9 protein-coding genes are annotated in these 15,121 nt (G+C 66.9%); 2 read left to right on the top strand and 7 right to left on the bottom strand.

All coding sequences use genetic code 11. The features are described from left to right. Positions 1–23: 23 nt before the first annotated feature. From ACE3RX_RS13240 to ACE3RX_RS13220, 5 genes are all read right to left on the bottom strand, one after another. Complete coding sequence (locus ACE3RX_RS13240; protein WP_374484363.1) at positions 24–3,110, bottom strand: multidrug efflux RND transporter permease subunit; 3,087 nt, start codon at positions 3,108–3,110, stop codon at positions 24–26. 178 nt (positions 3,111–3,288) lie between these two features. After that, the gene (locus ACE3RX_RS13235) at positions 3,289–6,360 is read right to left on the bottom strand and encodes an MdtB/MuxB family multidrug efflux RND transporter permease subunit (protein ID WP_374484359.1); all 3,072 of its coding nucleotides are present in this window, start codon (positions 6,358–6,360) and stop codon (positions 3,289–3,291) included. A 3-nt stretch (positions 6,361–6,363) separates the two neighbouring features. Next, positions 6,364–7,632 (bottom strand): MdtA/MuxA family multidrug efflux RND transporter periplasmic adaptor subunit, encoded by a 1,269-nt coding sequence (locus tag ACE3RX_RS13230; protein ID WP_374484357.1) that lies wholly within the window; start codon positions 7,630–7,632, stop codon positions 6,364–6,366. A gap of 170 nt (positions 7,633–7,802) precedes the next feature. Continuing rightward, a complete protein-coding gene (locus ACE3RX_RS13225) occupies positions 7,803–8,969 on the bottom strand; it encodes a PepSY-associated TM helix domain-containing protein (protein WP_374484354.1) in 1,167 nt (388 codons plus the stop codon). A 6-nt stretch (positions 8,970–8,975) separates the two neighbouring features. Then, positions 8,976–10,997, bottom strand: a complete 2,022-nt coding sequence (locus tag ACE3RX_RS13220) for a TonB-dependent receptor (RefSeq protein ID WP_374484352.1) — start codon at positions 10,995–10,997, stop codon at positions 8,976–8,978. A gap of 291 nt (positions 10,998–11,288) precedes the next feature. Here ACE3RX_RS13220 and ACE3RX_RS13215 point away from each other — a divergent pair, with 291 nt between their 5' ends. Then, positions 11,289–11,726, top strand: a complete 438-nt coding sequence (locus ACE3RX_RS13215; protein WP_374484349.1) for a hypothetical protein — start codon at positions 11,289–11,291, stop codon at positions 11,724–11,726. 98 nt (positions 11,727–11,824) lie between these two features. Then, positions 11,825–12,616 (top strand): 2'-5' RNA ligase family protein, encoded by a 792-nt coding sequence (locus tag ACE3RX_RS13210; protein WP_374484347.1) that lies wholly within the window; start codon positions 11,825–11,827, stop codon positions 12,614–12,616. 563 nt (positions 12,617–13,179) lie between these two features. Here the strand turns inward: ACE3RX_RS13210 and ACE3RX_RS13205 are convergent. Next, complete coding sequence (locus ACE3RX_RS13205) at positions 13,180–14,457, bottom strand: amidohydrolase family protein (RefSeq protein ID WP_374484344.1); 1,278 nt, start codon at positions 14,455–14,457, stop codon at positions 13,180–13,182. Further along, complete coding sequence (locus ACE3RX_RS13200) at positions 14,445–15,104, bottom strand: TetR/AcrR family transcriptional regulator (RefSeq protein ID WP_374484342.1); 660 nt, start codon at positions 15,102–15,104, stop codon at positions 14,445–14,447. Before ACE3RX_RS13200 ends, ACE3RX_RS13205 begins: the two co-directional genes overlap by 13 nt. Positions 15,105–15,121 lie beyond the last annotated feature (17 nt).

The following is a 15,121-nucleotide window of genomic DNA, read 5'->3' as shown; positions in this document are numbered from 1 at the left end:
CATCGCGTTCATCTTCTTCATCTTCAAAGGGCGCTCTCCGCCTGCAATGCCGCCGCGGGCTTGGGCTGGCGGCGCAGCCGGTCGAGCATCACGAAGACGACCGGCGTGGTGTAGAGGGTAAGGATCTGGCTGAGGATCAGGCCGCCGACGATGGCGATGCCCAGCGGCTGGCGCAGCTCGGCGCCGTCGCCAGTACCGATGGCCAGCGGGATGGCGCCGAACAGGGCCGCCAGCGTGGTCATCAGGATCGGCCGGAAACGCAGCAGGCAGGCGTGGTGGATCGCATCGCGGGCGCTGGCGCCCTGGCGCTGCAGCGCGATCGCCACGTCGATCATCATGATCGCGTTTTTCTTGACGATGCCGATCAGCAGGATCACCCCGATCATCGCGATCAGGCTGAACTCGGTGTCCATGCCCATCAGCGCCAGCAGCGCCCCGACACCCGCCGACGGCAGCGTGGACAGGATGGTGATCGGGTGGATCAGGCTCTCGTAGAGCATGCCGAGCACGATGTAGATGGTCACCACCGCGGCCAGAATCAGCAGCGGCTGGGTGCTCATGGATTTCTGGAAGGCGCCGGTGCTGCCCTCGAAGCTGGTGCGGATGCTCACCGGCACGCCGATGCGCGCCACCGCCGCGCGGATGGCCTCGGTGGCCTCGCCGATGGAGCGCCCTTCGGGCAGCGCGAAGCTGATCGTGGACGCCGCCGCACCGCCCTGGTGGCTCACCGACAGCGGCGCCAGCGTGGACACCACGCGGGCCACCGCCGACAGCGGCACCTGGGCGCCGGAGGACGACACCAGGGTCAGCCGCGCCAGGGATTCCGGCCCCTGCAGGTAGTCGGACGCTGCTTCCATCACCACCCTGTACTGGTTGAGCGGGTTGTAGATGGTGGATACCTGGCGCTGCCCGTAGGCGTTGTTGAGCGCCGTCGTCACCGCGCGCATGGTCAGGCCGTAGCGGGCCACCGCGTCGCGGTCGATCACCAGCGTGGTCTGCGGGCCGCGGTCCTGCTGGTCGGAACTCACGTCGGTGATCTCGTCGAGGCGGCTCAACGCATTGCGGATGCGCGGCTCCCACAGGCGCAGCTCGTCCAGGTTGTCCGATTGCAGGGTGAACTGCTGGCTGGAGTTGCTGGAGCGCCCGCCGATGCGGATGTCCTGCACCGGATTGAGATAGAGGTTGGCGCCCGGCACATGGGCCAGCTTCTTGCGCAGTCGGCCGACAATAGCGTCGGCGGATTCCTTGCGCACCCCGATCGGCTTGAGCGTAATGAACATGGAGCCATAGTTCAGCTGGGAGCCGCCAGTAAAGCCGACCACGTTGGCGACCGCCGGGTCGGCCCCGACGATGGCCAGGAATACGTCCATCTTGCCCTTCATGGCCTGGAAGGAAATCGCCTGGTCGGCCTCGACGAAGCCGCGGATGCGCCCGGTGTCCTGCTGCGGGAAGAAGCCCTTCGGAATCGTGTTGTAGAGGTGCACGTTGGCAGCGATAGTGCCGAGCAGGATGCCCAGCACCAGCCACGGGTGCGCCAGGGCCCAGCCCAGGCTGCGACGATAGCCGTCCACCAGGCGATCCAGCGCGCCGCCGGCGAGGCGGTCAAAGCGCCCGCGCGCAGCTTCCGGCGGGCGCTTCTGCAACAGGCGCGCGCACATCATCGGCGTGGCGGTGAGGGACACCACCATCGACACCAGGATCGCCGCCGACAGCGTAATCGCGAACTCCCGGAACAGGCGCCCGACGATGCCGCCCATGGCCAGGATCGGGATGAACACGGCGATCAGCGACAGGCTCATCGACACCACCGTGAAGCCGATCTCCCGCGCGCCGCGCAGGGCGGCCTGGCGCGGCGGCAGGCCTTCGTCGATGTGGCGCGAGATGTTCTCCAGCACGACGATGGCGTCGTCCACCACGAAACCGGTGGCGATGGTCAGCGCCATCAGCGACAGGTTGTCCAGGCTGAAGCCGGCCAGGTACATCACCGCGAAGGTGCCGATCAGCGACACCGGCACCACCACGCTGGGGATCACCGTCGCCCGCAAATTGCGCAGGAACAGGAAGACCACCATCACCACCAGCGCCACCGAAATCATCAGGGAACGCTCCACCTCGTGCAGGGAGCCACGGATGGTCGGCGTGCGGTCCATCACCACGTCCACGTCGATGGCCGGCGAGATGCTGGCGCGCAGGTGTGGCAGCAGCGCGGTGACCCGGTCCACGGTCTCGATGATGTTGGCGCCAGGCTGGCGATTGACCATCAGCAGCACCGCCGGGCGCCCGTTGGCGTAGCCGTAGTTGCGGTCGTTCTCGATGCCGTTGCGCACCTTGGCCACGTCGGACAGGCGCACCGCCGCACCGTTCTTCCACGACACGATGAGCGGCTTGTACTCGTCGGCGGTGCGCGCCTGATCGTTGGCGCCGACCTGCCAGGCCCGCTCGCCGTCCTCCACCACGCCCTTCGGGCGGTTGGCGTTGGTGCCGACGATGGCGCTGCGCACATCGTCCATGTTGAGGCCGTTGGCCGCGAGGCGATCCGGGTCCAGCTCGACGCGCACCGCCGGCAGCGAACTGCCGCCGATGGAAACCTGGCCGACCCCCTCCACCTGGGACAGGCGCTGGGCCAGCACCGTCGACGCGGCATCGTAGAGCTGGCCCTTGGTCAGCGTGTCCGACGTGAGGGCCAGGATGATGATCGGCGTCTCGGCCGGGTTCACTTTGCGATAAGTCGGGTTGTTCGGCAGGCTGGTCGGCAGCTGGCCGCGGGACGCGTTGATGGCGGCCTGCACGTCGCGGGCGGCGCCGTCGATGTCGCGGGACAGCTCGAACTGCAGCGTCACCCGCGTCGAGCCGAGGGTGCTGTAGGAGGTCAGCTCGGTAACGCCGGCGATCTGCCCGAGGATGCGCTCCAGCGGCCCGGCGACGGTGGCCGCCATGGTTTCCGGGCTGGCACCGGGCAGGTTGGCCGACACCGAGATGGTCGGGTAATCCACCTGCGGCAGCGGCGACACCGGCAGCAGGCGGAAGGCGATCGCCCCGGCCAGCGCCACCGCCAACGTGAGCAGCGTGGTGGCAACCGGGCGGAAGATGAACAGGCGGGACAGGTTCATCGCGCGCCGCCCTGCCAGAGCATGTCGCCGGACTCCGGCTCGCTGCGGAGCCACTGGAGGGCGAATGAATTCGCCCCAACAACAAACCACCACGCCCACCCCTGTTGGGGCGAATTCATTCGCCCGCGGACGTCGATCTGCCCACCCGGGGCAAATGAATCCCCGTCCACCACGGGCATCATGCCGCCCTCCCCCGCCGTGCGAGGCGATCGAAGGCCAGGTAGATCACCGGCGTGGTGAACAGCGTCAGCACCTGGCTGACGAGCAGGCCACCGACCATCGTCACGCCGAGCGGATGGCGCAGTTCGGATCCAACGCCGGCGCCCAGCATCAGCGGCAGCGCACCGAGCAGCGCCGCCAGCGTGGTCATCAGGATCGGCCGGAAACGCAGGAGGCAGGCCTGGTAGATGGCCTCCCGCGGAGCGAGGCCTTCGCGCCGCTCGGCGTCGAGGGCGAAGTCGATCATCATGATCGCGTTCTTCTTGACGATGCCGATCAAGAGCACGATGCCGATGATGCCGACGATGCCCAGCTCGCTGCGCGCCATCAGCAAGGCCAACAGCGCGCCGACGCCCGCAGACGGCAGTGTGGACAGGATGGTGACCGGGTGGATGTAGCTCTCGTAGAGCACGCCGAGCACGATGTACATGGTCACTACCGCAGCCAGGATCAGCAGCAGGGTGTTGGTCAGCGAGGCCTGGAAGGCCAGCGCCGCGCCCTGGAAGCTGGTCTCGATGCTGGCTGGCAGGCCCAGGTCGGCCTCGGCCGAACGGATCGCCTCCACCGCCTCGCCGAGGGAGGCGCCCGGTGCCAGGTTGAAGGACAGGGTCACCGCCGGGAACTGGCCGATGTGGTTCACCGCCAGCATCGCCGGCCGTTCGACGACCCGCGCCACCGCCGACAGCGGCACCTGGGCGCCGCCGCTGCCCGGCACGTAGAGGTTGGCGATGGAGGCCGGGCTGCTGCGGAACTCCGGTTTCACCTCCAGCACCACGCGGTACTGGGTGGCCTGCGTGAAGATGGTGGATATCAGGCGCTGGCCGTAGGCGTTGTACAAGGCGTTGTCGATGGCCGCGGTGCTGACACCAAGGCGGCTGGCGCTGGCCCGGTCGATCTCCACCCACGCCTGCAGGCCCTTGTCCTGCAGGTCGCTGGCCACGTCGGCCAGCTGCGGCAGACCTTTCAGGCGCTCGACGAGGCGCGGTACCCATTCGGCCAGCGCCGCCGAATCCGGCGACTGCAAGGAGAACTGGTACTGGGTGCGGCTGACCTTGTCCTCGATGGACAGATCCTGCACCGGCTGCATGTACAGCGTAATGCCGGCCACCTTGCGCACCTCCGGCGTCAAGCGGCGGATCACCTCGCTGGCGCTGGCGTCCCGCTCGGCGAGCGGCTTGAGGTTGATCATCATGCGCCCGCTGTTGAGGGTCGCGTTGGCGCCATCCACGCCGATGAAGGACGACAGGCTGGCCACCGCCGGATCCTTCAGCACCACCTCGGCCAGCGCCTGCTGGCGCTGCGACATGGCGGAAAAGGAGATCGACTGGCTCGCCTCGGTAATGCCCTGGATCGCGCCGGTGTCCTGGACCGGGAAGAAGCCCTTGGGCACCACCACGTAAAGCAGCGCGGTCAGCGCCAGGGTGCCGACGGCGACCACCAGGGTCAGGCCCTGGCGGTCGAGCACCCACTGCAGCATCACGCCGTAACGGGCGATGACGCGGTCGAAGAAGTCACCCATCACCTTGTAGAAGCGCCCCTGCTCGGCCTCCGGCACGTGCTTGAGGAGCCGCGCGCACATCATCGGCGTGAGGGTCAGGGACACAAAGGCGGAGATCAGGATGGCGATCGCCAGCGTGATCGCGAACTCGCGGAACAGCCGGCCGACCACGTCCGCCATGAACAGCAACGGAATCAGCACGGCGATCAGCGAGAAGGTCAGCGAGATGATGGTGAAACCGATCTGCTTGGCCCCCTTCAGCGCGGCCTGCATCGGCGATTCGCCCTCCTCCACGTAGCGGGCGATGTTCTCGATCATCACGATGGCGTCGTCCACCACGAAGCCGGTGGAGATGGTCAGCGCCATCAGGGTGAGATTGTTGAGGCTGAAGCCAGCCAGGTACATCACGCCGAAGGTGCCGACCAGTGACAGCGGCACCGCCACGCTGGGGATGATGGTCGCCGGCACGCTGCGCAGGAACATAAAGATCACCATCACCACCAGGGCCACGGCCATCATCAGCTCAATCTGCACGTCGTGCACCGAAGCGCGGATGGTGGTGGTGCGGTCGGACAGCACACGCACATCGAGCGAGGCCGGCAGGCTGGCGGTCATCTGCGGCAGCAGCGCGGTAACCCGGTCGGCCACCTCGATCACGTTGGCGCCCGGCTGGCGCTGCACGTTGATGATCACCGCCGCCTGATCATCGGCCCAGGCGGCGAGGCGCAGGTTCTCGGCGTCGTCGGCCAGGTTGGCCACATCGGACAGGCGCACCGGGTTGCCGTTTTTATAGGCGACGATCAGGCCGCGGTACTCGTCGGCGGAACGCAGCTGGTCGTTGGCGTCGATGGTGGAGGCCCGCTGGGGCCCGTCGAAGCTGCCCTTGGCCTGGGTCACGTTGGCGTTGGCGATGGCCGTGCGGATGTCCTCCAGCCCCAGCCCGTAGGCAGCCGCGGCGGTCGGATTGACCTGCACCCGCACCGCCGGACGGCGCCCGCCGGCGATGCTGACGAGGCCGACCCCCGGCACCTGGGAGATCTTCATCGCCAGTCGGCTCTCAACCAGATCGTGGATGCGCGTGATCGGCAGGCTCTTCGAGCTCACCGCCAAGCTCAGGATCGGCGCGTCGGCGGGGTTAACTTTGCTGTAGGTGGGCGGTGCCGGCAGGTCGGTGGGCAGCAGGTTGGATGCGGCGTTGATGGCCGCCTGTACCTGCTGCTCGGCCACGTCCAGGCTCAGGGACAGGCTGAAGCGCAGGGTGATCACCGAGGCCCCGCCGGAGCTGGTGGACGACATCTCGTCCAGCCCCGGCATCTGGCCGAACTGGCGCTCCAGCGGCGCGGTGATGGCCGAAGTCATCACATCCGGGCTGGCGCCGGGATACAAGGTTTTGACCTGGATGGTCGGGTAATCCACCTCGGGCAACGCCGAGATGGGCAGCAGGCGATAGGCGACGAGGCCCACCAGCAGGATGGCGACCATCAGCAGGGAGGTCGCCACCGGCCGCAGGATGAACGGACGGGACGGGTTCATGCGTTAATGCCCCGGACGACCGCCGCCGTTGCCGCCGCGCTTCCTCTCCCGCCCGGGCGCATCCACGGCCTTCGGGTCGATGGCCTCGATCTGGGCGCCGTCCTTCAGCTTGTCGAGGCCGTCCACAACGACCCGGTCACCGGCGGCGAGGCCGTCCTCGACGACGGCTTTGTCGCCATCCACCGGCCCCAGCTTGACCGGCACCGACGCGACCTTGTTGCCCTCACCGACCTTATAGACATAACTGCCCTTGGCACCCTGCTGGACCGCAGCGGTCGGCACCGTGACGACACCGGCCAGGGTGTCGAGGATCAGGCGTACGTTGACGAACTGGTTGGGGAACAGGCTGCCGTCCTTGTTGGCGAAATCCGCCTTCAACTTGACGGTGCCGGTGGTGCTGTCGATCTGGCTATCCACCGCCAACAGCTTGCCATCGGCGAGGTGGTTTTTCATCTCCCGGTCCCAGGCCTCGGCGATCAGGCCCTTGCCTTCGCGCACGCGCTTCATGACCGCCGGCAGGCGGTCTTCCGGCACCGGGAACACGGCGGTGATCGGGCTCACCTGGGCAATGGTCACCAGCCCGGTGGTGTCGGAGGCCTTCACGATATTGCCCGGGTCCACGGCCCGCAGGCCGGCCCGGCCGCTGATCGGGGCCTTGATGGTGGTGTAGGACAGCTGCAGCTCGGCGCTCTTCACCGCCGCCTGGTCGGCCTGCACGGTGCCCTGGTACTGGCGCACCAGCGCCTCCTGGGTCGCCACCTGCTGCTCGGCAATGGAATCCTGGCGTAGCAGGCCCTTGTAACGGTCGAGGTCGATCTGGGCGTTCTTCAGCAGCGCCGCGTCCCGTGCCAACTGGCCGCGGGCCTGCTCCAGCGTGGCTCGGAAGGGATCGGGATCGATCAGCGCGAGCACATCGCCCGCCTTGACCGGCTGGCCTTCGGTGAATTTGACTGCCAGCAGCGGACCGTCGACCCGCGAGCGCACGGTCACCTGGTTGCGCGGCACCACGCTGCCGAGGGCCGGCACCATCACCCGGATGTCGCCGGTGGCAATTGTCGCGAGGCTTACCGGGATCGGCCGCTCGCCGCGCCCGTCACGACCGCCACGCCGCCCGTCAGCTGCCTTGCCGCCGCCTCCTTCCCCGTCCGCTGGGCTGCGGTGGGTGTAATACCAGCCCCCGCCGGCCGCGAGGGCCAGCACGATGAGCCAGGGAAGAATACGACGACGGGGACGGGAAGCTGAATCGGACGGAGCAGAGGCAGGGCTGGGCATGGAGCGTTTTTCCGGAAGGCGCCGGCCCGCTACAGGCCGGCATTTCGAAGCCATCGAGAGGCGGTCGCAATGCTACACGATGCCTTCGTAAGACTGCGTAAAGACCCCGTAAGGAAAAAGCCGTTCCAGCAAATTCACTGCGGCAGGCCAGAAACGCCTCAGATGCCGCCCTATGGAGTGCCAACCCTGTGGGTGGTGGTATGCGACACCGGCCGGGTCTCCCGCTGCGCACGGGCGCGGACTTTGTGCCGCCAGCGCATCCAACCGGTGACGAACAACAGTGCCGGCAGCAGCCCCGCCACGCAGGCGAGGATACGGCCGGGCAGCCCGAAGGCCTCACCGTTGTGGAGCGGATGCATCCAGGCCAGAAAGCCGTCGCCGGCGGATTCCCGCAGCGGATCACGCACCGCCAGCACCTGCCCATCGCTCGGGTCTACCCACACCTGGGAGCGCGGGAAACGCCGGCCGGGTTCGCCAGGCTGATGGAAGCGCACCGAGATCGGCCGCCCAGCGCTGCCGGAGGTCTCGACCCAGCGCAGCTCCGCACCAGGAAAAGACTTGCGGGCGACGCTCACCGCCGCATCGAGGGCGATCGGCTTAGCGCCATCGTCCAGCAGGCCTGCTGGTGGCCGGTATGCCTCCCGCAGTGTCGACGCGCTGGCGACCAGATCGCGGGTGAAGTCCGGCAGAGCCAGCGCGCTGCCGGTCAGCGCCAGCACCAGCAGCACCGGCAAGCCATAGACGCCACCAAACACGTGTAGATCGTAGGTGCGGCGAACCGCGCCGCTACGCAGCACCGGCTTCAGCGCCGCGCTCAGACGGGCACGACTGGGCCACCACAGGTAGAGCCCACTGAGCAATGAAAACGCCAGCAGCAGGCCGAGGATACCGACCGCCGTCTTGCCGCCCTCGCCCGCCAGCAGCGTGTAATGCAGGTCGAACAGCCAGGTCGTCGCGTAGTCGCCCCAGAAGCGCGCGCTGGTGACTTCCAGTGAGCGCGGATCAAGGCTCAGCATCAGCGGCGCAAAGCCGCGCCCGGCGGTTTCCGGCGGGTTGTAATAGCGGGCCAGTACAGGCGCGTCCGCCGACAGCGGCATCTCAATGCGCCACGGGCCGTCGCGCTGCGGGTAGCGGGCGCGCAGCGCCTGGAATACCGCCTCCGGCGACGGCGCGGGCGCCGCTGCGCTGACGCGGATCTGCGGATTGAGCAGGTCATCCACGTCCAGGTAGAACACCAACACGCTGCCGGTGAGCCCCAGCAGCACGAACAGGCCGCCGGCCAGCAAGCCGACATACAGGTGCAGCTTGACCCACAGGCGGCGCAGTTCGCGTTTCATCGAGGCTCAGAACTTGACCGCGACCGTCCCGTAAACGCTGCGCGGCGCGCCCGGAGCGTGAAGGGACTGGGTGCCATCCCACCAAGCGTATTCGCTGTAGCGGTCGAACAGGTTGCGCACCTGTACCTCCAGATTGATGCGCGGGCTGAGGCGATAGGCCGCCGCCACGTTGGCCAGCGCGTAGCCGCCAAACTTGCCGGTGCTGTTGGTGCGCTCCAGGTAATAGCTGCTCTGCCCATTTATCCATGCCGACAGGCGCCAGGCCTCGCTGGCCTGGTAATCGGCGCCCAGGTTGTAGAGCAGGTGAGGCACATGGTCGATCTCCTTGCCGACGGTGCCGGCGGACACCGCGTCGGCCTGCAGGATCTTCGAGCGCTGCAGCGCGGCGCCGACCCACAGGCCGAGCTGGCGCGTGGGCTGGGCGTTGAGCTGCAGGTCTACACCCTGGCGGCGGGTCTGGCCGATGTTCTCGGCGTCGTTGGCCGGGTCGTTGAGCTTGCGCCGCGCTTCGTTGGAAGCGGTCTGGCGCCAGGCCGCGAGGCGGCCCTCCAGCCAGGCCAGCGGGCGGAACTTGAGGCCGGCCTCCCAGCCTTCATTGATCGACGGCGACAGGTCGGCCGTCTGGTTCACCTTATAAGAAGCGGTACCCACGCCGACCTGGAAGCTGCGGCCCCAGTTTCCGTACACCGAGTACGCATCGGACAGCGCATACACCGCGCTCATCTTCGGCTGGTTGATCGTGCCGTAGTCGTTGATGTCGTAGGTCTTGCCGTTGAGGCGGTTGGTGTAGGTGCCGTCAACGCGGTCGGCACGGAAGGCCGGCGTCAGGCTCAGGCCGGGCAGCGGCTTGAGCACCGCCTGCACGAAGGCGCCGGCAGTGTCGAACTCGAAAGCCTGGTCGCGGGTCTGGCTCTGGCGCACCTGGCTGACGGTGTTGTAGCGGGTGCTGCGGTTGTCCTGGCGCTCCACGTCGAGGCCGCCCATCACCGACAGATCGCCGAGGACCGTCTTGCCGGCCCGCCAGGTCAGCGTCGTGGACGCACCGCTGTGGGTTTCCGCGACGACGCGCTCCTGCTGGGAGACATTGGCCGAGAAGGTCACGAAGCGGCGATCATCCAGATTGTTCAGGTAGACCTGGCCGGTCCAGAACAGCTGGCTGCCCAGCGCGGTTTCCGCCTGCAGCGCCACCTGGGTGGCCATCCGGCGGTCTTCGTCGGTCCGGTTGTGGGCCGGCGACTGGTCCGGGTCGGCGCGGCGCTGGGCATCGGTCAGGTAGCCCGCCTCATCGGCGCGGGCGGTGGAGTGGCGCAGGATCAAGCCAAAGCGGCTGTTGCCGCCTTCCGGCGTAATGAACCATTTGCCGCTGAAGGCGCCGTTCTCGGCACCGGAATGGGCTCGGTAGCCGTCGGTCGAGTTCACCGCCAGCGCGTAGTTCTGCGCCAGCGCGCCCTGCTCGATGCCCGCCGCCGCCTGCAGTTCGCGAGTCTGGAAGCTGCCGAGGGTGGCCCGCCCCTGCACATAGTTGCCGCCGCTCTTGGTGATGATGTTGGCGTTACCGGCGATGTTGTGCAGGCCGTAGCGCGGATCGTTGGTGCCGCGCACCACCTCGATGGATTCGATGTCCAGCCGCGGCGCCAGATCGATGTAGGGCATGTTGCCGTCGTTGCTGTTGGACGGCACCCCGTCGATCAGGAGCTTGACCGCGTTGATCTCCCCTTCCCCGTTGAAGCCGCGCATGGAAAATTTGCCGGACGTAGTGCCCTGGCCGAACTGGGTCAGCATCACGCCGGGCAACTGGCCGAACAGCTGCCAGTTGTTGGCCACCACCTGGTTCGCGATGCGCGCCTCCGGCAGGATATCCACCGAGCTCAGCACACGTCGGGCCTGCAGCGGGCCATCGGCGCTGCCGCTGACGACCACCTCACCGAGGGTCAGCGCCACGCTGTCGCCGGAGTCGGCCGCATGGGCGGGAAGCGTCGCCAGCATGGAAACGACAACGGCGATGGGGGTCAGTCTTGCGGAAATCATCAGGGGCCTCGTCAGTCGGGAACTGGGCCCGGACTGTAGCAAGGCAGCCCCTTAAAGTTTCTTGATACGGGCCAGGAAACGGGCAGTTGCGACACTATGTCGCAGCCGTGACCGCCCCCCGCGCCTGGCTTCTTGACCTGGGGCAAGTCCCGACAGGAAATCTCCCCCACAGCCCTTGCTCCTAGATCAGCAGCGCCTAATATTGATGGCGTAACAAGGTTCCAGCCCCGACACATGGCCGACGGGCAGCCCTGGGGATGGATGATGGCCCGCGCGCATCAGGAGATTACGATGAAGATGTTCAGGCAATGCGTCCTTGCCGGCATGGCAAGCCTATTTATGGTCGGTATAGCGGCAGCCCAGCCGGGCCCCGGCATGGGCGGCGGTGGAATGGGCGGGGGCGGCATGGGCCCCGGCATGATGCAGGGCGAACGGCCGTGCATGAAGGCCGACGGCACGGCGAAAGCGGACATGGGCCCCAACTGCGGCTGGCGTATGAACCGCCGCAACACCCCGGGCATGGGACTGATGACACCGGAGGAACGCCGCGCCCACCGGGACAAAATGCGCTCGATGAAGACCGCCGAGGAATGCCAGGCCTACATGGCGGAACACCATGCGCAAATGGCGGAGCGGGCCAAGGCCAAGGGCATCACTTTGCCGGCGCCGCGCAGCAGGGCCTGCCTGCGCTTTGGCACGCCCGCTGCCGCTCCAGCCCCCGCAAAATAGGAAGTTGGCCAAGCGGGAAGTCCGTCGCGGGCGGAATGGGATAATCGTCGGCGCCCCAGCGGTTATGCTGGCGCGCTGACAACTTCACTTCCTGCCCCATGCCCCCCCGCGCCGAGCCTGTCTCCTCCTTCGCCATTCCCGACAGCGTTTTCGACCTGGCTCGCGCACATTTCGCTGCAGCCGGCAGAACGCTGCGCAATGTGCGCCGGGATTTCCACGAATGGCATCTTGGCCGCCCGCACTACGCGCTGTGGGCCATAGACGTAGACCTGCCGGCGGTACGCCGCCTGACTGAACAGGCAGCGGTATTGCTGGACGACGTACTGCTCGACGACTACCGCCGCCAACCGCACATCACACTCGCCCTGTGCGGCTTTCCGACCCTGCAGCCGACACGTCCCGACGACTTCGGCCCAGCCGGGCTGGAACGACAGCTTGATACCCTGCAACGCTTCGCCGGCGCCCCCTTCCGCATGGAGATCGGCGGGCTGGCGAGCTTCACGTCGGCGCCCTTCCTGAGCGTCCGCGACGTGGACGGTGGCATAGGCCGCCTGCGCCATGCCCTGTGCGGCCCACGCTCCGAACCCGGTGGCCCATATACGCCCCATGTCACGGTGGGCCTGTACGACGGTGAATGGCCCACAGCCCCCCTGCTCGAACGCCTGGATGCGGGCACACAGAAGGTCGTCCACTGCACCGTAACGAAACTCAGCCTGATGTGCTACGCGGCATCCGACATCGGTGGGCCACTGTCCACACTGGGGCAATTCGACCTTGCTGAGGGGCGCTGGGAAGACCTCGATTCACGGATTTTTCCTGCCCCGGAGGCCAGCCAGACGCTGCCTAATTTTGCAGCAACATTAAAAAACACTGACCAATCAGTGACATGAAATCCCCCTTCACACCTTATCCACAGGGTTGACCACGTCCGGTGGGGAAAAAACCGGGGAAACACCCACAAATCCACATCCCCATCCCGGGGCATCCACCGTGTGCATTGCACAAATTTGAAGCAAACGATAAAAATGCTGCTGGATCAGTAGCCTAGCCCCACCTTTCACAACTTACCCACAGGGTTGACCACTTTGGGCGGGGATAACACGACACTTCAGGCTGCTTTGAAAACCCGGACGAACAGCGCAAGCCGCCCCCTGAAAACGGCCGGCAAGCCTGTTTCAAATCCTCAAAAGACCTGCCTAATTTTGTAGCAGGAATAAAAATCATATAACTTTCAATGATCTGTTTACACCCTTCACACCTTATCCACAGGGTTGACCACGATCCGCGGGGATAACCCACAGTGTCCGCAAGAATCCACAGGAGGTCCGTTTTCCACCTGAAGAGTGCGTTGCACAAATTTGAGGCAAACAGCAAAAACGCCGTCCAATCAGTCGTCTAAGCGAGTGTTTCACAAGTTACCCACAGGGTTGACCACGGCGGGCGGGGATAAAGCTCAGGAGCGGTGCGTGAAATCCACACAGGACGGCCGTCCCGGCAGGGCCAGCGCCGCGACAGCCGCCGGGCTGCGGGCGACAACCCGCCCTCCACGCAGCACCAGCAGACGTGTCGCCCGCAGGCGCAGCGCCTCGACGGGATCGACGGCCTGCAGCAGCACCAGGTCGCCCCGACAGCCCGGTTCGAGGCCGTAGCCGTCCAGGCCCAGAATGCGCGCAGGCGCCGCCGTCACCGCTGCAAAGCAGGCGCGCATGCCGTCCTGACTGGTCATCTGCGCCACGTGCAGGCCCATCGCCGCGACTTCCAGCATGTCGGCGCTGCCGAGGCTGTACCACGGGTCCATCACGCAGTCGTGGCCGAAGGCGACCGGGATGCCGGCGGTCAGGAGTTCAGGCACGCGGGTCATGCCGCGACGCTTCGGGTAGGTGTCGTGGCGGCCCTGCAGCGTGATGTTGATAAGTGGGTTGGCGACCGCCGCGACCCCCGCCTCGGCCATCAGCGGCAGCAGCTTGGACACGTAGTAGTTATCCATCGAATGCATGGACGTCAGGTGGGAGCCGGTCACCCGCCCCTGCAGGCCAAGGCGCTGGGCGTGGAAAGCCAGGGTTTCGATATGGCGCGACAGCGGGTCGTCGGATTCGTCGCAGTGCATGTCCACCGGCAGGCCGCGCTCGGCGGCCAGCTCACACAGGATGCGCACAGACTCCGCCCCATCGGCCATCGTGCGCTCGAAGTGAGGAATGCCGCCGACCACGTCGACGCCCATGTCCAGCGCCCGCTTCAGGTTGTCCAGCGCGCCGGGGCTGCGCAACACGCCGTCCTGGGGAAAAGCCACCAGTTGCAGATCCAGGTAGGGGCGCACCTTGTCCTTCACATGCAGCAGGGCTTCCACCGCCAGCAGGCGCGGGTCACACACATCCACGTGGGAACGGATCGCCAGCAGGCCCTTGGCCACCGCCCAGTCACAATAGGCCAGCGCCCGCTCCACCAGCGCCTCCTGAGTCAGCAGCGGCTTCAGCTCGCCCCATAGGGCGATACCTTCCAACAGCGTGCCCGACTGGTTCACCCGCGGTAGGCCGTAGGACAGGGTTGCGTCCATGTGGAAGTGGGCGTCGACGAACGGCGGCGTGACGAGTTGGCCGGCCGCGTCGATGACTTCCCCCGCTTCGCCGGACAGCGCGGCCTCAACCGCGGCGATGCGCCCGTCGCGGATGCCGATATCCATGCCACGGCGGCCATCGGGCAGGTTGCAGTTGCGCAGGATCAGGTCGAACACGGGAAATTTCCTTCCGAAATGGGGGGTGCGAGGCCGCAGCCGCGCAGCACCAGGTTCAGCACATGGGCGGTGGCCCGCCGGTAGTCCGCCGGCCCCAGGCTGCGGCGGTTCAGCACAGCGCAAACCTGAGTCTCGAAGTCGGCATAGGTCTGGGTCAGCGCCCACAGGCTGATGAACAGGTGCTCCGGGTCCACCGGCGCTATCTTGCCGGCGGCGATCCAGGCTTCGATCACCGCCGCCTTGTCGGCCACCAGCAGGCGCAGCTCATTGCGTAGATAGTCGCCGATCTCCGGCGCGCCATGCAGCAACTCGTTGGCAAAGACCCGCGAGGCGTCCGGATGCTCGGCGGTGAGGCACATCTTGGCCTCGATGTAGTGGGCCAGCGCCTCGCTCGGGTCGGCGTCGGCATTGATGCGATCTGTCTCGGCCAGCCACAGGCGCAGGATGTGCGCCAGTACGGCCCGGTAAACCTCGGCCTTGGTGCCGAAGTAGTAATGCAGGTTGGACTTGGGCAGGCCCGCCGCCAGCGCGATCTCCGCCATCGTGGCGCCCTGGAAGCCGGCCCGCGCAAAGACCTGTTCGGCGGCAGCGAGGATGGCGGCCTCGTGCTGGCGCCGGATGCGCCCGCCGCGGGCGGGCGCGTCCACGCCCCCGGGCTGCGACG

This window comes from Zoogloea sp. (assembly GCF_041914405.1).
Lineage (GTDB): Bacteria > Pseudomonadota > Gammaproteobacteria > Burkholderiales > Rhodocyclaceae > Zoogloea.
This window is presented reverse-complemented; position numbering and strand designations above follow the sequence as displayed.

Coding starts and splice junctions, on each gene's coding strand:
- ACE3RX_RS13220 (WP_374484352.1), bottom strand. CDS start 10,997: ATGATTTCCGCAAGACTGACCCCCATCGCCGTTGTCGTTTCCATGCTG.
- ACE3RX_RS13235 (WP_374484359.1), bottom strand. CDS start 6,360: ATGAACCCGTCCCGTCCGTTCATCCTGCGGCCGGTGGCGACCTCCCTG.
- ACE3RX_RS13225 (WP_374484354.1), bottom strand. CDS start 8,969: ATGAAACGCGAACTGCGCCGCCTGTGGGTCAAGCTGCACCTGTATGTC.
- ACE3RX_RS13210 (WP_374484347.1), top strand. CDS start 11,825: ATGCCCCCCCGCGCCGAGCCTGTCTCCTCCTTCGCCATTCCCGACAGC.
- ACE3RX_RS13240 (WP_374484363.1), bottom strand. CDS start 3,110: ATGAACCTGTCCCGCCTGTTCATCTTCCGCCCGGTTGCCACCACGCTG.
- ACE3RX_RS13230 (WP_374484357.1), bottom strand. CDS start 7,632: ATGCCCAGCCCTGCCTCTGCTCCGTCCGATTCAGCTTCCCGTCCCCGT.
- ACE3RX_RS13215 (WP_374484349.1), top strand. CDS start 11,289: ATGAAGATGTTCAGGCAATGCGTCCTTGCCGGCATGGCAAGCCTATTT.